Source organism: Phenylobacterium sp. GW821-FHT12F10 (genome assembly GCF_058806695.1).
The window spans coordinates 1,014,502-1,033,970 of the sequence record NZ_JBXAPY010000001.1; the positions used below are offsets into that span (position 1 = coordinate 1,014,502).

Consider the following 19,469-nt stretch of genomic DNA (forward strand, 5'->3'; position numbering starts at 1 on the left):
CTCGCCCACTGGGATCGTGGCTCTATGCCGCCGCCATCCAGGGGGAATCGTCTCGACCATGCGCCGCCAACTCGCCTGCCTCGCCGCTGTCGCCAGTCTCGCCGCCGCCGGCGCGGCCCAGGCCGCCGACCTGCTGATCTTCGGCGGGCCGATCTATACCGGGGTCGACAGCGCCCCCAAGGTCGAGGCCCTGGTGGTCCGCGACGGCAAGGTGGCCTTCGCCGGCGCCCTGGCCCAGGCCCGCAAGACCGCCGCCAAATCCCAGGCCATCGACCTGAAGGGCGCCGCGGCCTATCCGGGCTTCGTCGACGCCCACGGCCACCTGATGGGCATCGGCTTCCGGGAGATGACCCTGAACCTGGAGGGGACCCTCTCCATCGCCGAGATGACCGCCAAGGTGAAGGCCTGGTCCCTGGCCCACCCGGGGCCGGAGGTGCTGTCGGGACGTGGCTGGATCGAGACCCACTATCCGGAGAAGCGTTTCCCCACCCGCGCCGACCTCGACGCCGTGGTCTCCGACCGCCCGGTGGTCCTGAGCCGGGCCGACGGCCACGCCCTGGTGGCCAATTCGAGGATGCTGGCCCTGGCCGGCGTGACCCGCGACACGCCCGATCCGGCCGGCGGCCAGATCCTCCGCGACGCCGCGGGCGAACCCACCGGCATGCTGATCGACAACGCCAAGGCCCTGGTGACCGCCAAGGTCCCGCCGCCGTCCCCGGCCCAGATGCGCGAGGCCGCCCGCCGCGCCGTCGACCTCTATGCGTCGCGCGGCTGGACCGGCCTCCACAGCGTCAGCGTGGGGGCGGCCGACGTCGCCATCCTGAAGGACATGGCCGCGGCCGGGACCCTGCCGATCCGGGTCGACAACTTCATGGACCTGTCCTCGGCCGGCGACCTGCTCACCACCGGCCCCTCCGCCGACCCCACCGGCCTGGTCCGCATCGACGGGATCAAGATGTACATGGACGGGGCGCTGGGCTCGCGGGGCGCGGCCCTGCTGGCGCCCTATGACGACGCGCCGGGCACGGGCCTGCTGCTGACCCCCGCCGACGTGATCGCCAGGACCCTGGCGGCGGCGCGCAGGTCCCACGCCCAGATCGCCATCCACGCCATCGGCGATCGCGGCAACCGCCTGGTGCTGGACGCCTTCGAGACCGCCTTCGACGGCGATCCGGCCGCGCTGCGCGCCGCCCGCTGGCGGATCGAGCACGCCCAGGTCATCTCGCCCACGGACATCCCGCGCTTCGCCGAAGATGGCGTCATCGCCTCGATGCAGCCCTCCCACGCCATCGGCGACCTCTATTTCGCCCCGGCCCGCCTGGGGGCGGCCCGGCTGAAGGGCGCCTATGCCTGGCATGACCTGCTGACCAGCGGCGCCCCCATGGCCATCGGCACCGACGCGCCGGTGGAGAAGGGCGATCCCCTCGTCGAGTTCTACGCCGCGACCTACCGCCACGATCTCAAGGGCTATGCCGGTCCCGACTGGGGCCTGGATGAGGTGCTGACCCGGCCCCAGGCCCTGGCCCTGATCACCAAGGGCGCGGCCTACGCCGTGTTCCGGGAGAAGGACCTGGGGGATCTGTCGGTGGGCAAGGCCGCCGACCTCTCGGTCTTCTCCGTCGACCTGATGACCGCCCCGTTCCCCGAGATCGCCAAGGCCCACGCGGTGATGACCATCGTGGGGGGCAAGGTGGTCTATCGTGCGCATTAGGATAACTGCGGCCAGCCTGGCCTTGCCGGAGCCGGAGCGGCGCCCACCTCTGGCGCCATGAGCACCCTGCGCAGGCCCTTCGGCCAGAACTACGCCTTCGTGGTCGCCGCGGCGATCTTCGTCGCCCTGCTGGCCGCCGCCGGCCTGCGCTCGGCGCCCGGCGTCCTGATCCTCCCCCTGGAGCAGGCCTTCGGCTGGAGCCGCGCCACGGTCTCGACGGCCGCCGCGGTGGGCATCTTCCTCTATGGCCTGACCGGACCCTTCGCCGCGGCCCTGATGCAGTCCTTCGGGGTGCGCCGGACGGTGACCCTGGCCCTGCTGCTGATGGCGGTCTCCACGGGCCTGTCGTCGATGATGACGGAGCCCTGGCAGTACATCGCCACCTGGGGCGTGTTCGCCGGCTTCGGCTCGGGCGCGGTGGCCATGGTCCTGGGGGCCACCGTGGTGAACCGCTGGTTCGTCGAGCGGCGGGGCCTGATGATGGGCCTGCTGACGGCCTCGACGGCCACCGGGACCCTGATCTTCCTGCCGGCCATGGCCTGGCTGGCCGAGACCGCCGGCTGGCGGCCGGTGGTGCTGACCGTGGCCGCCGTCACCGGGATCCTGGCGCCCCTCCTGTGGTTCGTCCTGCCGGAGAAGCCCGCCGACATCGGCCATCTGCCCTATGGCGCGCCGGCCGACTACGAACCCCCGCCGCCGCCCGCCAACGGGGCGCTCAGCGTCGCCTTCGGGGCCCTGGCGCGGGCGTCGAGGACACGGACCTTCTGGCTGCTGTTCCTGGGCTTCTTCGTCTGCGGCCTCACCACCAACGGCTTGGTGGGGGTGCACCTGATCGCGCTGTGCGGCGACCACGGGGTGGCCGAGGTCCAGGCCGCGGGCCTGCTGGCCATGATGGGGCTGTTCGACCTGGTGGGCACCACGCTGTCGGGCTGGCTCACCGACCGCTACGACCCGCGCAAGCTGCTGTTCGTCTACTACGCCCTGCGCGGCCTTTCCCTGATCGTCCTGCCCTATACCGACTTCTCCATCGTCAGCCTCGGCGTCTTCGCGGTCTTCTACGGGCTGGACTGGATCGCCACCGTGCCGCCGACGGTGCGCCTGGCCACCGAGACCTTCGGCGACCGTGACGGCCCCATCGTCTTCGGCTGGATCGCCGCGGGCCATCAGGCGGGCGCGGCGACGGCCGCCGTCACCGCCGGGATCATCCGCACGATGCAGGGTAGCTATCTGGAGGCCTTCGTCCTGGCCGGCGCCGCGGGCTTCCTGGCCGCCGCCGCCTCCCTGATGATCCGCCGGGGGGCGGTGGCCCAGGCTGTCTAGGCCAGGGCCTCGTCCACCAGGTTCGGGAACACCTTGGCCACCTTGGAGAGCAGGTAGTCGCCGTAGGTCCCCTCGAACTCGTGCACGCTGGCGCCGTCCCAGCGGCCCTCCGCGCCGGTCACCGACGCCGCGCCGGGCAGGGGGACCATCCGGGCGGTGAAGTCGGGGTCGAAGAACAGCGGAAAGGACAGCCGGTCCTGGCCGCTGACATTCCTCACCCGGTGCGGCGTCGAGCGATAGCGGCCGCCGGTCAGCCGCTCCAGCATGTCGCCGATATTGCAGACCAGGGCGCCCTCCAGGGGCGGCGCCTCGATCCAGCCGCCGGGCGCCTTGACCTGCAGCCCCCCGTGCGCGTCCTGGGCCAGCAGGGTCAGCAGGCCGTAGTCGGTGTGCTCGCCCACGCCCCAGGAGCGGCTCCAGTCCTCGCCGCCGGGGCCCTGGGCCGGGTAGTGGAAGATGCGGAACAGCACGGTGGGCGTGTTGGTATAGGCGTCGCGGAAATAGTCGTCGTCGAGGCCGAGGCTCAGGGAGAACCCCTCCATGAGCGCCGCCGCGGCTCGGGTCGCGCCGGCCATATAGGCTTCGGCGGCGGTTTTCAGGCCGGGCAGGGCGGCGGGCCAGAGGTTGGCGCCGTGCATCGGCAGGCGCGCCTGCACGCGGGGATGGTCGGCCGCCAGGTCGGTCCCCAGATAGAGGCCCTCCTTGAGATCCGGCACGCCCGAGGTCAATTCGCCGCCCACCGGGAAGAAGCCCCGCCAGGCCCGTCCGCCGCGCGCCATGTCGATCGCCAGTTTCTCGTCCAGGGGCAGGGCGAAGAACCGGCGGCTCTGGGCCTCCAGCTCGCGCAGCGTCTCAAGGCCGATCCCGTGACCGGTGAGGTAGAAGAAGCCGTGGGCCTCGCAGGCCCGGGCGATCTCGCGCGCCACCCTAGCCCGGCCCGCCGCGTCGCCGCGGTCGAACAGGGCGCTCATCTCGATGACCGGCAGGGTCTCCATCAGGCGGCCGGCGCGGGCCGGGCGCGCTGGTTGTAGAGCAGCTTCATGCGGCGCTCGCGTTCCTCGGGCGTGACCGTGGCCGGATCCTCAGGCGGGCCGGCGGTGACCGCCATGCCCTTCACCACCGCGGGGCGGGCCGACATCGTGTCCCACCAGCGCTTGAAGTACTTGAACTCGCCCATGTCGATCCCCTGCAGCTCCCAGCTGGCGGTCCAGGGATAGGCGATCATGTCGGCGATCGTGTAGTCGTCGCCGGCGATCCAGGGGCGGTCATAGAGGCGGTTGTTGAGCACGCCGTAGAGCCGGTGGATCTCGTCGTTGAAGCGCCGCTGGGCGTAGGACTGGTCGCCGTGCTTGGGATCGACCCGGCTGAAGTGGCCGCGCTCGCCGGTCTTGGGACCCTGGTTGGCCATCTGCCAGACGACCCACTGGTTGACCTCGTACTTTCCGCGCACATCCTGCGGCCAGAAGCGCCCGAACTTCTCGGCCAGGTACATCATGATCGAGCCCGACTCGAACACGCTCAGCGGCGGCCCGCCGTCGGCCGGTTCGTTGTCCACCAGCACCGGCATGCGGTTGTTGGGGCCGATCTTCAGATAGGCGTCGGTGAACTGGTCGCCCTTGCCGATGTTTACCGGCACGATGTTGTAGGGGACCCCCAGCTCCTCCAGCAGGATAGTGACCTTCTTGCCGTTGGGGGTGGGCCAGTAGTGGAGATCGAGCATGGGGCGGCCTCGTCAGGATTTCAGGCGCCAAGCCTAGGCGCGGACCCCGCCGCCTCAACCCCACAAAATCTGAAAACTGACCCAGGCTGAACGCAAACGGGCCCTCGGCGATGCCGGGGGCCCGAAGCGTCATCGGCGAGAGACGCCGATGTCAGGGGTCTTAGTAGCCGCGCGGACGGTCGTCGCGGTCGCGACGGTCGAGGCGGATATTGGCGGCCACCGTGTCCAGCTTGGCCTGGATGATCGCGGCGTCGCGGCGGCCGAGCTGGCCGTTGCGATAGTGACGCATGCCGCGTTCCTGGCGGCTGATCATGTTGAGCGAGCGCAGGGCGTTGTTGGCCTCGGCGCGCGACAGCGAACCGTCGTTCATGCCGGTGCGGATGCGTTGCTCAAGCCAGGCGGTGCGGCCGCGGATGTCCTGCGGGGCGCTGGCCCAGCCGGAATTGGCTTCGTAGCTGGCGTTCTGGCCATAGCTGCCGGCCGCGGGGGCGGTGGCGATCCAGCGGCCCTGGGCGTCGTAATAGCCCGTGGCCGGACCGGCGCGCCAGCGACCGTTGGTGTCGTAGTAGCCGGGCTGGGCGTCGGCGACCCACATGCCGTTGGCGGCGCGGTGACCGGCGGGCTGGCCGGAGATCCAGCGGCCGTTGGAGTCGTAACGACCCGTGGCCGGACCGGCGACCCAGCGGCCATTGCCGTCATAGTAGCCGCTGGCCGAGGCGCCGACCCATTGGCCGTTGGCGTCGTAATAGCCGCCGGCCGAGGCCGGGACGTAACGGCCGTTGCGGTCATAGTAGCCGCTGGCCGAGGCCGCGGTGTTGGCGGCGATCCAGCGGTTCTGGTTGTCGTAGTAGCCGTTCGGGGCGCCATCGACCCAGCGGCCGTCACGGTCGTAGTAGCCGGCCGCGCTGGCCTGATCGACGGTGTTGGCGTGCCAGGCGCCATTGGCGTCGTAATAGCCATAGGCGTTGGCGCTGGTGCAGTTGGAGCGCGACTTGGCGATCTGGTTGCCGGCGATCGCGCCGCCGATGGCGCCGATCACCGAGCCTTCGGTCTTGGCGCCGTGGCCAGCGACCTGGCTGCCCAGGACGGCGCCCAGGCCCGCGCCGATGACGGTGCCGGCGACGCGGTTGTTGTTGGATTGTTGTTCGCAGCTCTGTTGCGCCAGGGCGAAGGTGGGCAGCAGGGCGGCCGCGGCGATGCCGGCGGCGAGAAGGGTCTTACGCATTGTGGTGAAGCTCCTGGATTGGACATGTGTCCGTCCGTCGGGAAGCTCAACGCGATGATGTGGTGGAGGTTCCGAACCCCGTCGCGCCCGTCGCGTCGAATAAGTCATTATTCGTCAGAGGGAACCGGCGGGCGGGTGCTAGGGTGGGTTTGCCGACATAACCGGTCGCTTGCGGAAATAAGCCGCAATCGGGTGGTCTCCTAACTCTCTCGAATGCGAGTCGCATTCTTTAGGTCAATGCTGTCCGGCCAAACCGACGACGTTGGCGTCTTCGGGTCTGGCCGCCTCGGCCGAAGGAAATCCGATCGCCAACATCCTGATCGTCGAAGACGACGTCTTTGTCCGCGAGATCGCGGGCCTGATCCTCGAAGACCTGGGTCACGTCACGGCCCAGGCCGGCGACATGAGCGAGGCCCTGGGCTTCCTGAACTCCACCCAACCCTTCGACGCCATGTTCTCCGACATCCGCCTCAAGACCATGTCGTCGGGCGGCTATGACCTGGCCGACCGCGCCGTCGGCCTGCGGCCCTCGCTGCGCGTGCTCTACACCACCGGCAACACCCTGACCGACGACATGCGCGCCCGGTTCGTGGAGGGCGCCCGCTATCTCCAGAAGCCCTACAGCGAGAAACAGCTGCAGGACTCCGTCACCCAGCTCCTCGCCGACTGATCGCCGACCGACGCCGGATTCCCGCGCGCCAACGCCCTAAAGTCACGGGACAGAACAGCATCGAAACGCAACTCCGCGAGGCCCGCTCCCGCCTCGCCGTCGCCCAGGCCGCCGACGACACCATGCGCGAGCAGGCCGAGGAAGCCCTGCTGAAGGCCGGCGCCCTGCAGAGCGCCATCTTCAACAGCGCCAACTTCTCCAGCATCGCCACCGACGCCAATGGGGTGATCCAGATCTTCAATGTCGGCGCCGAGCAGATGCTGGGCTACGCCGCCGCCGAGGTGATGAACAAGATCACCCCGGCCGACATCTCCGACCCCCAGGAGCTGATCGCCCGGGCCGAAGAGTTGAGCATGGAGCTCGGCACCCCCATCACCCCGGGCTTCGAGGCCCTGGTCTTCAAGGCCTCGCGCGGCATCGAGGACATCTATGAGCTGACCTATATCCGCAAGGACGGCAGCCGCTTCCCGGCCGTGGTCTCGGTGACCGCCCTGCGCGACGACCGCGGCGACATCATCGGCTACCTGCTGATCGGCACCGACAACACCGCCCGCAAGCAGGCCGAGGAGGCCCTGCTGAAGGCCGGCGCCCTGCAGAGCGCCATCTTCAACAGCGCCAACTTCTCCAGCATCGCCACCGACGCCAATGGGGTGATCCAGATCTTCAATGTCGGCGCCGAGCAGATGCTGGGCTACGCCGCCGCCGAGGTGGTGAACAAGATCACCCCGGCCGACATTTCCGACCCCCAGGAGCTGATCGCCCGGGCCGAAGAGTTGAGCATGGAGCTCGGCACCCCCATCACCCCGGGCTTCGAGGCCCTGGTCTTCAAGGCCTCGCGCGGCATCGAGGACATCTACGAGCTGACCTATATCCGCAAGGATGGCAGCCGCTTCCCGGCCGTGGTCTCGGTCACCGCCCTGCGCGACGTTCGCGGCGGCATCATCGGCTACCTGCTGATCGGCACCGACAACACCGCCCGCAAGCAGGTGGAGGAGGAGCAGAAGAAGTCCGACCAGAAGCTGCGGGACCAGCAGTTCTACACCCGCTCCCTGATCGAATCGAACATCGACGCCCTGATGACCACCGATCCGTCGGGGATCATCACCGACGTGAACCGGCAGATGGAGGCGCTCACCGGCTGCACCCGCGACGAACTGATCGGCGCGCCCTTCAAGGACTACTTCACCGACCCGCGCCGGGCCGAGGCGGCGATCAAGCGCGTCCTGCGCGAGAAGTCGGTCACCGACTACGAGCTGACCGCGCGGGCCCGCGACGGCGCCCAGACGGTGGTCTCCTACAACGCCACCACCTTCTACGACCGCAACCGCAAGCTGGAGGGGGTGTTCGCCGCCGCCCGCGACGTCACCGAGCGGAAGCGCTTCGAGGCCGAGCTTCAGCAGGCCCGCGCCGTGGCCGAGAGCGCCAGCCGCACCAAGTCCGACTTCCTGGCCAGCATGAGCCACGAGATCCGCACGCCGATGAACGCCATCATGGGCATCGCCGACCTGCTGGCCAAGACCTCGCTCACCGCCGAGCAGGACAAGTACGTGCAGATCTTCCGCCGCGCCGGCGACAACCTGCTCAACCTGATCAACGACATCCTGGACCTCTCCAAGGTCGAGGCCTCGCAGCTGGAGCTGGAACAGACCGGCTTCCGGCTCAACGACCATCTGGAGAAGGTGATCGAGATCGTCGCCGGTCGCGCCCAGGAAAAGGGCCTGACCCTCGACTGGGTGATCGCCTCGGACGTCCATCTGGACCTCGTGGGGGATCCCACCCGCCTGCGTCAGGTCCTGCTCAACCTGTTGGGCAACGCCATCAAGTTCACCGAGACCGGCGGCGTCAGCCTGCGGGTGGAGCTCGACACCGAGTCCTCCAGCCCCACCGCCCTGCGCTTCGTGGTCACCGACACCGGCATCGGCATTCCGCAGGACAAGCTCGGGCGGGTGTTCGAACGCTTCACCCAGGCTGACTCCTCCACCACCCGCCGTTTCGGCGGCTCGGGCCTGGGCCTCACCATCTGCAAACGCCTGGTGGAGCTGATGGGAGGCCGCATCTGGGCCCAGAGCGAGATGGGCAAGGGCAGCGTCTTCACCTTCACCGCGCCGCTCGAGGTCTGGGCCGACGTCGACCGCCCGGTCCTGGAACAGGCCGGGGAGGGGGTCCAGGCGCCCCTGCCGCCCCTGCGCATCCTGCTGGCCGAGGATTCCCCCGACAACTGCACCATCACCCTCGCCTATCTCGAGGACACCCCCTACCGGGTCGAGATCGCCGAGAACGGCGCCGTGGCCTGCGAGATGTTCGCCGCCGGGCGATACGACCTGGTGCTGATGGACCGCCAGATGCCGGTGATGGACGGCCTGGCCGCCACCCGGACCATGCGCGCCTTCGAGCTGGCCAACGGCCGCGCGTCGACCCCGATCGTGGCGCTCACCGCCGCGGCCCTGAAAGGCGACCGGGAGACCTGCCTGGCGGCCGGCTGCACCGCCTTCCTGACCAAGCCCATCAAGCAGGACGTGCTGCTGCGGGCGATCCGGGAACAGGCCCCCGCCGCGGCCGCTCCGCCCGAGCGGGAGCCGGGCGCCCTGGCGCGCAAGATCGCCGCCCGGGTGCCGGCCTATCTGCGAAACTGCCGGCAGAGCGCCGAAGCCATCCTCGTGGCCCTCGACGCCGGGGACTTCGAAACCGTCACCATCCTGGGCCACAACATGCGCGGCTCCGGCGCGGCCTACGGCTTCCAGGCCATCACCGATCTCGGCGCGGCCCTGGAGGCCGCCGCCGAGACCGCCGACCTCGCCGCCGCCCGCCAGGGGCACACCGACCTCACGGCCTGCCTCGATCGCGCCGAGGCGGTGGCGGCCTAGAGGGTCGTCACGAAGGCGTCGACCTCCCGGTCGGTCCGCAGGCGGACCACAGGGACATTCGCCCCGTATTGCTTCCGCGTCGCCTCGATGCGGGGGCGGTTGCGGCGGTTGAAGCCCCAGATGAACCGCAGCACGGTGAGCAGATCGCCGGGCCGATGCATCTCCCCGGCCCGGAACACGCGGGCGATCGCACGCCAGGCGCAGACCAGCCGCGGCCGCTCCAGCCACACCACCAGGTCGGCGCGAGGCAGGCGCAGATCGAAGGTCACCGCGGCGAAATTCCCGTCGCTGATCCAGGCCTCGCCGGCATGCAGCGCGGCCAGGGTCGCCCGGAACTCCGGCGTCTCCTGGGTCCGCGAGCGCCAGATCTCGTCCAGGTCGATCACCGGCGCCCCGGTCGCCGCCGCCAGCCGCCGCGCCAGCGTCGTCTTGCCGGCGCCGGCGCAGCCCAGAAGGATGATGCGGGTCATGGCCCGACACCTAGCCCGGCGGCGGGCGCGGGCCTAGGCCATCGTCACCGGCAGCTTCAGGAACACCCGCCCCGCGGCCGACGCCTGGGGCAGGGCGCCCGCGCGGATGTTCACCTGCAGGGCGGGCAGGATCAGGGTCGGCGGGGGCAGGGTGGCGTCGCGGGCCTGGCGCATGGCCACGAAGGCGGCCTCGTCGACGCCCTCGTGGGCGTGGACATTGTGGGCTTTCTCCTCGGCCACCGTGGTCTCCCATCGTGTCTCGGTGCGCCCCTCCGGCAGGTAGTCGTGCCCCACGAAGACGCGGGTCTGCGGCGGCAGGGCCAGGATCTTCCGGATGGACCGGTAGAGGGCGTGCGCGTCGCCGCCGGGGAAGTCGGCCCGCGCGGTCCCGTAATCGGGCATGAACAGCGTGTCGCCGATGAAGGCCGCGTCGCCGATCAGGTAGGTGACGCAGGCCGGGGTGTGGCCGGGGGTGTGCAACACCGAGATGGCCAGGTCACCCAGAGGGAGTTCGTCCCCCTCCCGCACCAGCCGGTCGAAGTCGCCCCCGGCGGGCTTCAGGTCGTCGGCCTCGAACATCGGGGCGAAGGCCTTCTGGACCTGGGTGATCGCCGCGCCGATCACCACCGGCGCCCCGGTCCGGCGGCGGATATGGTCGGCGGCCGACAGGTGGTCGGCGTGGGCGTGGGTCTCCAGGACATAGGTGAGCGTCAGGCCCTGCTCGGCGATGGCGGCCAGCACGGCGTCGGCCGAGCCGGTGGAGAGCCGGGCGCCCTTGGGTTCGAAGTCCAGCACCGGGTCTATGATCGCGGCCGCTCCGGTCGCGGGATCGGACACCAGATAGGTGGCGGTCGAGGTGGCGGGATCGAAAAAGGCCTGAACCTTGGGTGTCATGAACGGAGCCTCCAATGGCGTTGGCCTGTATATAAGAAGTTGCTAATTTAGAATCAACTGATATATAGAGCGGCATGGTCGACCTCGCGAACTTCGACATCACCCTGTTCGAGCCCCGGGCCGCCGAGGCGGCGAAGCTGCTGCGGGCGCTCGGCAACGAGCGGCGCCTGCTGATCCTGTGTCAGCTGGGGGACGGCGAGCGATCGGTGGGGGAGCTCCAGACCCGGGTTGGTCTGTCCCAGTCCGCCCTGTCCCAGCATCTGGCGGTGCTACGCGAGGAGGGGATCGTCGCCACCCGCCGCGACGCCCAGACCATCTGGTATCGGATCGCCGACCCCGCCGCGATGCGGGTGGTGGCGACCTTGGCGGAGATCTTCTGTCCGACCGACGGGGGGGCGACCTGACCATGGAACTCCCGATCCTCAGCCTGGTCCTCGCCGTCGTCGGGGGGGCGGTGATCGGCCTGCTGCTCTCGGTGTTCGGGGGTGGGGGTTCGGTCCTGGCCACGCCCCTGCTGCTCTACGTGGTCGGCGTGCGCGATCCCCACGTCGCCATCGGCACGTCGGCCGCCGCCGTGGCGGTGAACGCCCTGGTGGGGCTTGGCGCCCAGGCCCGGGCCGGCCGGGTGAAGTGGCGCTGCGCGAGCGTGTTCGCCGTCTCGGGCCTGATCGGCTCCCTGGTCGGCGCCCACCTGGCCAAGCAGGTGGACGGCGGCGCCCTCATCCTGTGGTTCGCCGTGGCCATGGCCGCGGTGGGGGGCTCCATGCTGATCCCGCGCAAGGCGGCGGGCGATCCCTTCGTGACCCTCACCCCGGCGCTCACCGCCAAGCTGGCGCCGCTGGGCCTGCTGGTGGGCCTGGCCGCCGGCTTCTTCGGTATCGGCGGCGGCTTCCTCATCGTGCCGGGGCTGATGGCGGCGACCGGCATGACCATGGCCCACGCCGCGGCCTCGTCCCTGGTCTCGGTGGTGCTGTTCGGGGCGGCGACCAGCGCCAGCTACGCGGTCTCCGGCCAGATCGACTGGGCGGTCTTCCTGGCCCTGGTGGCGGGGGGCGGCGTCGGCGCCCTGGCTGGCGGCCCCGTCGCCAACGCCCTGGCCGATCGGGCCGCCATCGCCCGCCGGGTCTTCGCCCTCTTCGTCATCGCCACGGCGGCCTATGTCGCCCTGCGCGCCCTGCACATCCTGGGCTAGCCCCTGGCGCGGGCCTGCGACATAAGGCGGGACATCCTCGGCGCGGAGACCTCCCATGAAGCTCTTCTATTCCCCGGCCTCGCCCTATGCCCGCAAGGTCCTCGTCGTCGCCCAGGAGCTGGGGGTCGCCCTGGAGGTGGTCCAGGTCGGCGCCAATCCCGCCGGCGCCCCCGATCCGGCGCTGGCCGCCGCCAATCCCCTGGCCAAGATTCCGGCCCTGCTGCGCGATGACGGCGTGGCGATCCATGACAGCCGGGTGATCTGCGAGTACCTCGACAGCCTGGCCGGCAAGCCCCTGACGCCCCCCGCCGGCGAGGCCCGCTGGTCGGTGCTGACGGAGGTGTCGGCCGCCGATGGCCTGCTGGATGCGGCCCTCCTGGCCCGCTACGAGGTGGCCCTGCGCCCCGAGCCCCTGCGCTGGCCCGACTGGATCGCCGGCCAGATGGGCAAGATCGACCGCGCCCTGGACCTCTTCGAGGCAGGCCCCCGCGACGCCGAAAACCCCAGCCTGGCCGACATCGCCGTCGCCTGCGCCCTGGGCTATCTGGACTTCCGCTTCGCCGCCCACGACTGGCGTGCCAGCCGTCCGAAGCTGGCCGCCTTCTTCGCCGCGATCTCCGAGCGCCCCTCGCTGAAATCCACCGCTCCGGCCTGACCCAACGGCAGGGCGAAACCCTGTTATCCTGTCTCCGCGGCGGCCGACCCAAGAGCCGCCCACGACCGGAGGACAGACGACCATGGCCCACGACGCCGCCTCGATGAACGCCCTGCTGGCCAAGCAGAAGGCCGCCCACCTGCGCGATGGCGCGCCCACGGCCGAGCAGCGCATCGCCCGCATCGACCGCTGCATCGGCCTGCTGATCGACCACCGCGAGGCCATCGAGCAGGCGCTGAACACCGACTTCGGCTCCCGCTCCCGGGAGGCCACGGCCTTCACCGACATCGCCGGCTCGATCGGCCCGCTCAAGCACGCGCGCGATCACCTGACCAAGTGGATGCGGCCGGAGAAGCGCAAGACCACCCCGGCGATCCTGGGCCTGTTCGGCGCCAAGGCCGAGGTTCGCTTCCAGCCCAAGGGCGTGGTGGGGATCATCAGCCCCTGGAACTTCCCGGTGAACCTGACCTTCGCCCCCCTGGCGGGCGTGCTGGCCGCCGGCAACCGGGCCCTGATCAAGCCCTCGGAATTCACCCCGGCCACGTCGGAGCTGATGGCCGCCATGTTCGCCAGCGTCTTCTCCGAGGAGGAGATCGCGGTGATCACCGGCGGGCCGGAGGTGGGCCAGGCCTTCTCCGACCTGGCCTTCGACCATCTGATCTTCACCGGCGCGACCTCCATCGCCCGTCACGTGATGCGGGCGGCGTCGGCCAACCTGGTGCCGCTTACCCTGGAGCTGGGGGGCAAGAGCCCGGTGATCCTGTCGAAGTCCGCCGACATGGCCACGGCGGCGGCCCGGGTGATGAACGGCAAGACCCTCAACGCCGGCCAGATCTGCCTGGCGCCCGACTATGTCATGGCCCCCAGGGACCAGCTGGAGGACTTCATCGGCCACGCCCAGGGCGCGGTGTCCAAGATGTTCCCGACCATCCGCGACAATCCCGACTACACCGCCATCGTCGCCGACCGGCACTACGACCGCATCAAGGGCTATGTGGACGAGGCCCGCGCCCGGGGCCTGCGCGTCATCGAGATGAAACCCGAGGGCGAGGACCTGACCCAGCAGGAACACCGCAAGATCGCCCCGACCCTGATCATCGACCCCACCGACGACATGAAGGTCATGCAGGAGGAGATCTTCGGCCCGGTCCTGCCGGTGAAGACCTATTCCGGCGGCGTCGACGAGGCCATCGCCTATGTGAACAGCCATGACCGGCCGCTAGGCCTCTACTATTTCGGCGACGACGCCGCGGAGAAGGAGAAGGTCCTGGCCGGCACCACCGCCGGCGGGGTGACCATCAACGACGTGATCTTCCACGTCGCCCAGGAGGAGCTGCCCTTCGGCGGCGTCGGCCCCTCGGGCATGGGCAGCTATCACGGGGTCGACGGCTTCCGCGAGTTCAGCCACCGCAAGTCCATCTACACCCAGATCAAGAAGGACATCGGTCCCCTGGTGCAGATGCGCCCGCCCTACGGCCCGGGCATCCGCAAGTACCTGGCCGGGGCGATGAAGCGCTAGGCCTTCGGCGTCTTCAGGGACAGCAGCGCCCGCTCGTGGGCGTAGGCGGCCACATCGGCCAGGGCGGCCTGGAGAGCGACGCGGACGCTCTCCAGGCGCACGGCCCCTTGGGTCTCGGCGGTCTCGCAGGCGTCGCCCAGGGCGAAGGCCCCGACGCCGCGCGCCGCGCCCTTGATGGTGTGCACCGCGTCGAGCCAGCCCTCGCTGGCCGGATCGAGCATCGTCGACCACATGGCGGCCTGTTCCCGGAACAGGGCGAGCACCTCGTCGATCACCTCGGCGTCGCCCGCGGCGAAGTCCTCGAGGAAGCCAAAATCCACCGCGCCGGTAAGGTCTCGCCTGGCCAAAAAATTCGTCCCCCAACCCGCCTTGCTTTCGGCGAGGCTTCAAGTATGTTCCGCGCCCTTGCCGCCAAGCCCCTCGCGGGACTCAAACGGTACGGGTGCATAGCTCAGTTGGTAGAGCAGCTGACTCTTAATCAGCGGGTCGTAGGTTCGAATCCTACTGCACCCACCATTCGCTTGGTGGACGGACTTTTCCAGAACTTCACAACAGAACCGCCGCCGCCTGGCGCGTGGAGAAACGTCGCTGCGGGTAGCCTTGGCCGGCGCCATACTCTATCTTCTAAGTTACGACTCCGGCCCTGGCGGCTCAGGTGTTTGTTTTCTTTGAATTTAAGACGAAGGCCATTGCCATGACCACTGAGGTCCCGACAGCGAAAGTCATCGACAAGAAGGCCCTGCTGGCCAAGTACGTCGCCGAGCGCGACAAGCGCCTGCGGGCCGATGGCAATTCCCAGTACCTGCAGGTGAAGGGCAATCTGGCCCACTACCTGGAGGACCCCTACACCCCGCGCGTCGAACGCGAGCCCAAGACCGACCACGTCACCTTCGCCTTCGTCGGCGGCGGCTTCGCGGGCCTGGTGACCGGGGCCCGGCTGGTGGAGCAGGGCGTCACCGACGTGCGCATCATCGAGAAGGGCGGCGACTTCGGGGGCACCTGGTACTGGAACCGCTATCCGGGCGCCCAGTGCGATACCGCCTCGATGATCTACATGCCCCTGCTCGAAGAGACCGGGCACATGCCGACGGAGAAGTACGCTCACGCGCCGGAGATCCTCGAACAGTGCCAGCGCATCGGCAAGCAGTACGGCCTCTATGACAACGCGCTCTTCCACACCGAGGTGGAGGACCTGTCTTGGGACGACGCCAACGCCCGCTGGGTGATCTCCACCAACCGCGGCGACCGCTTCACCGCCAGCTTCATCGGCCTGGGGACCGGGCCGCTTCACGTGCCCAAATTGCCGGGCATTCCTGGCATCGAGAGCTTCAAGGGCCACTCGTTCCACACCAGCCGGTGGGACTACGACTATACCGGCGGCGACCCCAAGGGCGCCAAGATGGAGAAACTCGCCGACAAGCGGGTGGCGATCATCGGCACCGGCGCCACCTCGGTCCAGGCGGTCCCGCACCTGGCCAAGGCCTGCAAACAGCTCTTCGTCGTCCAGCGCACGCCCTCCTCGGTGGACGTCCGTGCCAACAAGCCCATCGACCCGGAATGGTTCGCCTCCATCGCCACTCCGGGCTGGCAGCAGCGCTGGCTGGAGAACTTCACCGCCAACCAGGCGGGCGGGAACGCCGAGGAGGACCTGGTCCAGGACGGCTGGACCGACCTGTCGCGCCGCATCCGCGCCAAGATCGCGCAGCTGCCCCGGGAGGACCTGACCCCGCAGAAGATGCTGGCGGCCTATGAGGACAGCGACTTCGAGAAGATGGAGGAGATCCGCGCCCGCGCCGAGGCCATCGTCAAGGACCGCGAGACCGCCGAGAAGCTGAAGGCCTGGTACCGCCAGCTCTGCAAGCGGCCCTGCTTCCATGACGCCTATCTGCAGGCCTTCAACGAGCCCAGCACCACCCTGGTCGACACCGACGGCCAGGGCGTGGAGCGGATCACCGAGCGGGGCTTCGTGGTGGCCGGGGTGGAGTACGAGGTCGACTGCATCATCTACGCCTCGGGCTTCGAGGTCGGCACCGAATACAAGCGCCGCGCCGGCTTCGACCTGACCGGCCGCGACGGCCTCAAGCTGTCGGAGGCCTGGGGGGAGGGCATGAAGTCCAAGCACGGCATCCATGTGCACGGCTTCCCCAACGCCTTCTTCGTCCAGCCCACCCAGGGCGCGAACCTGATCTCCAACGTGCCCCACAACCTGACGGAGTCGGGCCGCACCATCGCCATGACCGTCAAGCACGCCCTCGACGTCGGCGCCAAGCAGGTGGAGGTGACGCAGGAGGCCCAGGACGCCTGGGTGCAGCTGCTGCTCACCGGCATGGGCCGCATGATGGGCGCGCCCGACTGCACGCCGGGCTACTACAACAACGAGGGCCAGGACCCGGGCCCGGCGGCCAAGCTGAACGTCGGCTATCCGGCCGGGGCCACGGCCTTCTTCAAGTATATCGACGCCTGGCGCAATTCCGGCCAGTTCGAGGGCCTGGCCTTCCGCTGAGCTTTCGGAGCCCAGCCCCCTGACGCATAGTCCCCCGAGTCACCGTCGACCCTCGCCGGCGGTGACGGCAGGGAGCGCTCTTGGAGTCCGTCGTCACCATCCTTCTGCTGCTGCTGGCGGTGATCCTCAGCGGCTCCTTGGCCCGCCTGACCCGGCTACCCCTGCCCCTGGTCCAGATCGCCCTGGGGGCGGTGATCGCGCTGTCCATCGTCCCGACGGTGGAGCTCGAGCCCGAGCTCTTCTTCCTGCTGTTCCTGCCGCCCCTGCTGTTCCTGGACGGCTGGCGGATTCCCAAGGACGACCTGCTGCGCGACCGGGCGACGGTCCTGGAGCTGGCCCTCGGCCTGGTGATCCTCACCGTCATCGGGGTGGGGTTCCTGATCCACTGGCTGATCCCCGCCATGCCGCTGCCCGTGGCCATGGCGCTGGCCGCCGTGGTCTCCCCCACCGACCCGATCGCGGTGAGCGCCATCGCCGCCCGCGCCCCTATCCCCAAGCGGATGATGCACATCCTCGAGGGCGAATCCATGCTCAACGACGCCTCGGGCCTGGTCTGCATGCGCTTCGCGGTGGCCGCCATGCTGACGGGGACCTTCTCGTTCCAGGAGGCCCTCGTCACCTTCGTCTGGGTGGCGTTCGGCGGGGTCGCCCTGGGGGTCTGCGTCACCTGGGGCGTGGTGCGGGCCAAGCAGTGGGTGACCAGCTATCTGGGGGAGGACACCAGCGCCCAGATCCTCATCAGCCTGCTCATCCCCTTCGGCGCCTATCTGCTGGCCGAGCACTTCCACTGTTCCGGCATCCTGGCCGCCGTCGCCGCCGGGGTGACCATGGGGTTCATGGAGCAGACGGGCCAGGCCCTGGCGGTCACCCGCGTGCGGCGCACCGCCGTCTGGGACACCGTGCAGTTCACCGCCAACGGGGTGATCTTCGTCCTGCTGGGGGAGCAGATGCCGGGCATCCTCGCCAAGGCCGGCGAGACCGTCCGGCTCACCGGCCACAGCGAGCCCTGGTGGCTGGCGGTCTATGTCCTGGCGATCAGCGCCGCCCTGGGCGCCCTGCGGCTCATCTGGGTCTGGGCCTCCCTGCGCTGGACCCTGTTCCGCGCCCAGCGCCGGGGGGAGAAGCCGCCGGCCGTGAACGGGCGGCTGGTGATCGGCATGTCGCTCGCCGGGGTGCGGGGCGCGATCACCCTGGCCGGGGTCCTCACCCTGCCGCTGACCCTGACCGACGGAACCGCCTTCCCCGGGCGCGACCTGGCGATCTTCCTGGCCGCCGGCGTGATCATCGTCTCCCTGGTGGTGGCCAGCGCCGGCCTGCCCAGCCTGCTGAAGAATCTCCAGCTGCCCCCCGAGCCCTCGCGCCAGGCCGAGACCGACCGGGCCCGCATCACAGCGGCCCAGGCGGCGATCAAGGCCATCGAGAACGCCCAGCACGCCCTGGGGGAGGGGCGTCCCGACGCCGACCTCTATACCGACGCCTCGTCCCGGATCATGGAGCTGTACCGCGAGCGGATCGACGGGCGCCTCGAGAGCCCGGAAGCCGCCGCCCTCAACCGCAAGGTCGAGCAGATCGAGCGCCAACTCCGCGTCGCCGGGCTCAGCGCCGAGCGTGACGAGATCTTCCGCATGGCCCGCGAGCACGAACTGGACGGCGAGACCGCCCGCAAGATCGTCCGCGAAATCGACCTGCTGGAGGCGCGCTACCGCCTCTGATGGGCTAGATCCCGGCCCCGTTGTCCAACGCCTGCAACGCCAGCTCGTGGGCCTCGGCCTCGGCGGTGATCCAGGCGATGAAGGCCTTCACCTGGGGCAGGCGGCCCTTGGCCTTGGGGTGGACGACGTAATAGGCGAAGTCCACGGCCGTCGAGATCTGCAGCGGCGAGATCAGGCGGCCGGCGTCGATGTCGGCCTGGGCCAGGGTCCGCTTGGCCAGGGCCACGCCGCGGCCGTTGACGGCGGCCTCGATCACCATGCTGGACTGGTTGAAGCGCGGGCCGCGGGTGCCGTCGACCCCCTTCACGCCCCGGGCGGCCAGCCACATGGTCCAGTCGGGGCAGCTGTCGTCGGGCTCCGGCGAGCCGTCGTGCAGCAGGGTGTGGCCCAGCAGGTCGGCCGGAGAGTTCAGCGGATGGCTGGCGTGCAGCTCCGGGCTCAGCACCGGGACCACGGTCTCGCCGATCAGCCGGCGGACCTCCAGCCCCGGATAGCGGCCGGCGCCGTAGCGGATGGCCACGTCCACCTCGCCGGCGGTGAGGTCCACCAGCTCCAGGCCCGCCGACAGCCAGACGTCCACCTGCGGATGCAGCTCCTCGAACTTGCCGAGCCTCGGCACCAGCCACTTGGCGGCGAAGGAGGGGGCGGCGGTCAGGGTCAGGCGGCGGCCGTCCACCGCGGCCGTCAGCATGGAGGCGGCCTCGGCCAGGCGGTCGAAGGCCTCGCGCAGGGCGGGCAGGGCGGTCTGGGCCGCGTCGGTCAGCAGCAGACCCTTGGGCGTGCGCTTGAAGAGGGCCGCGCCCACATAGTCTTCCAGGTTCTGGATCTGCTGGCTCACCGCCCCGGGGGTCACCGACAGCTCGTCGGCGGCGCGGGAGAAGTTCAGGTGGCGCGCGGCGGCCTCGAACGCGCGCAGCGCGTTGAGGGGCGGCAATCGGCGGCGCTGTGCGTCGCGTTCCATGGAGTTTTCCTGACAGCCCCGGCAGAAGACCTTGGCTTGCGAATTGGGCCTTA

Annotated in this window: 17 protein-coding genes and 1 tRNA gene; 11 read left to right on the top strand and 7 right to left on the bottom strand. The window is 69.8% G+C overall.

The genetic code is table 11. The features are described 5' to 3' along the window. Positions 1 to 58: 58 nt before the first annotated feature. Together AC1RN5_RS05080 and AC1RN5_RS05085 are read left to right on the top strand one after the other, a co-directional pair. Positions 59 to 1,711, top strand: coding sequence for an amidohydrolase (locus AC1RN5_RS05080; protein ID WP_493040151.1), 1,653 nt, complete (start codon positions 59 to 61; stop codon positions 1,709 to 1,711). Between the two features lie 57 nt (positions 1,712 to 1,768). Then, a complete protein-coding gene (locus AC1RN5_RS05085) occupies positions 1,769 to 3,031 on the top strand; it encodes an MFS transporter (RefSeq protein ID WP_493040152.1) in 1,263 nt (420 codons plus the stop codon). Here the strand turns inward: AC1RN5_RS05085 and AC1RN5_RS05090 are convergent. The 3 genes from AC1RN5_RS05090 to AC1RN5_RS05100 all read right to left on the bottom strand — a co-directional run bounded on the left by AC1RN5_RS05090 (position 3,028) and on the right by AC1RN5_RS05100 (position 5,976). Then, entirely contained in the window at positions 3,028 to 4,026 is a 999-nt protein-coding gene (locus AC1RN5_RS05090) for an isopenicillin N synthase family dioxygenase (RefSeq protein ID WP_493040153.1), read from the bottom strand. The genes AC1RN5_RS05085 and AC1RN5_RS05090 overlap by 4 nt on opposite strands. Continuing rightward, entirely contained in the window at positions 4,026 to 4,751 is a 726-nt protein-coding gene (locus tag AC1RN5_RS05095) for a glutathione S-transferase N-terminal domain-containing protein (protein ID WP_493040154.1), read from the bottom strand. Before AC1RN5_RS05095 ends, AC1RN5_RS05090 begins: the two co-directional genes overlap by 1 nt. 160 nt (positions 4,752 to 4,911) lie before the next feature. Further along, a complete protein-coding gene (locus tag AC1RN5_RS05100; RefSeq protein ID WP_493040155.1) occupies positions 4,912 to 5,976 on the bottom strand; it encodes a glycine zipper 2TM domain-containing protein in 1,065 nt (354 codons plus the stop codon). A 262-nt stretch (positions 5,977 to 6,238) separates the two neighbouring features. On the opposite strand from AC1RN5_RS05100, the gene AC1RN5_RS05105 reads away from it, so the two are divergent. Together AC1RN5_RS05105 and AC1RN5_RS05110 are read left to right on the top strand one after the other, a co-directional pair. Next, entirely contained in the window at positions 6,239 to 6,646 is a 408-nt protein-coding gene (locus AC1RN5_RS05105; RefSeq protein ID WP_493040156.1) for a response regulator, read from the top strand. 122 nt (positions 6,647 to 6,768) lie between these two features. Further along, positions 6,769 to 9,510, top strand: coding sequence for a PAS domain S-box protein (locus AC1RN5_RS05110; RefSeq protein WP_493040157.1), 2,742 nt, complete (start codon positions 6,769 to 6,771; stop codon positions 9,508 to 9,510). Here AC1RN5_RS05110 and AC1RN5_RS05115 read toward each other — a convergent pair. Both AC1RN5_RS05115 and AC1RN5_RS05120 read right to left on the bottom strand, forming a co-directional pair. Further along, positions 9,507 to 9,980, bottom strand: coding sequence for an AAA family ATPase (locus AC1RN5_RS05115; protein WP_493040158.1), 474 nt, complete (start codon positions 9,978 to 9,980; stop codon positions 9,507 to 9,509). The genes AC1RN5_RS05110 and AC1RN5_RS05115 overlap by 4 nt on opposite strands. A gap of 33 nt (positions 9,981 to 10,013) precedes the next feature. After that, complete coding sequence (locus AC1RN5_RS05120) at positions 10,014 to 10,874, bottom strand: MBL fold metallo-hydrolase (RefSeq protein ID WP_493040159.1); 861 nt, start codon at positions 10,872 to 10,874, stop codon at positions 10,014 to 10,016. A 74-nt stretch (positions 10,875 to 10,948) separates the two neighbouring features. Between AC1RN5_RS05120 and AC1RN5_RS05125 the strand changes: the two genes are divergently transcribed. The 4 genes from AC1RN5_RS05125 to AC1RN5_RS05140 all read left to right on the top strand — a co-directional run bounded on the left by AC1RN5_RS05125 (position 10,949) and on the right by AC1RN5_RS05140 (position 14,240). Next, complete coding sequence (locus AC1RN5_RS05125) at positions 10,949 to 11,278, top strand: ArsR/SmtB family transcription factor (protein WP_493040160.1); 330 nt, start codon at positions 10,949 to 10,951, stop codon at positions 11,276 to 11,278. Between the two features lie 2 nt (positions 11,279 to 11,280). Beyond that, entirely contained in the window at positions 11,281 to 12,066 is a 786-nt protein-coding gene (locus tag AC1RN5_RS05130) for a sulfite exporter TauE/SafE family protein (protein ID WP_493040161.1), read from the top strand. A 55-nt stretch (positions 12,067 to 12,121) separates the two neighbouring features. After that, positions 12,122 to 12,721, top strand: coding sequence for a glutathione S-transferase family protein (locus tag AC1RN5_RS05135; RefSeq protein WP_493040162.1), 600 nt, complete (start codon positions 12,122 to 12,124; stop codon positions 12,719 to 12,721). A gap of 82 nt (positions 12,722 to 12,803) precedes the next feature. Beyond that, a complete protein-coding gene (locus AC1RN5_RS05140; RefSeq protein ID WP_493040163.1) occupies positions 12,804 to 14,240 on the top strand; it encodes a coniferyl aldehyde dehydrogenase in 1,437 nt (478 codons plus the stop codon). On the opposite strand, the gene AC1RN5_RS05145 is transcribed toward AC1RN5_RS05140, so the two are convergent. Next, on the bottom strand, positions 14,237 to 14,587 hold the full coding sequence (locus AC1RN5_RS05145; protein ID WP_493040164.1) for an Hpt domain-containing protein: 351 nt from the start codon (positions 14,585 to 14,587) through the stop codon (positions 14,237 to 14,239). The two genes, AC1RN5_RS05140 and AC1RN5_RS05145, sit on opposite strands and share 4 nt — an antisense overlap. A 93-nt stretch (positions 14,588 to 14,680) precedes the next feature. Here AC1RN5_RS05145 and AC1RN5_RS05150 point away from each other — a divergent pair. The 3 genes from AC1RN5_RS05150 (at position 14,681) to AC1RN5_RS05160 (ending at position 18,455) form a co-directional block, all read left to right on the top strand. Continuing rightward, positions 14,681 to 14,756 (top strand) — tRNA-Lys (locus AC1RN5_RS05150). A 178-nt stretch (positions 14,757 to 14,934) separates the two neighbouring features. Further along, on the top strand, positions 14,935 to 16,743 hold the full coding sequence (locus AC1RN5_RS05155) for a flavin-containing monooxygenase (protein WP_493040165.1): 1,809 nt from the start codon (positions 14,935 to 14,937) through the stop codon (positions 16,741 to 16,743). Positions 16,744 to 16,823: 80 nt separating this feature from the next. After that, positions 16,824 to 18,455, top strand: a complete 1,632-nt coding sequence (locus AC1RN5_RS05160) for a Na+/H+ antiporter (protein WP_493040166.1) — start codon at positions 16,824 to 16,826, stop codon at positions 18,453 to 18,455. Between the two features lie 4 nt (positions 18,456 to 18,459). On the opposite strand, the gene gcvA is transcribed toward AC1RN5_RS05160, so the two are convergent. Beyond that, positions 18,460 to 19,416 carry a transcriptional regulator GcvA gene (gcvA, locus tag AC1RN5_RS05165; RefSeq protein WP_493040167.1) on the bottom strand — a complete coding sequence of 319 codons (957 nt, stop codon included), beginning with the start codon at positions 19,414 to 19,416 and terminating at the stop codon, positions 18,460 to 18,462. Positions 19,417 to 19,469 lie beyond the last annotated feature (53 nt).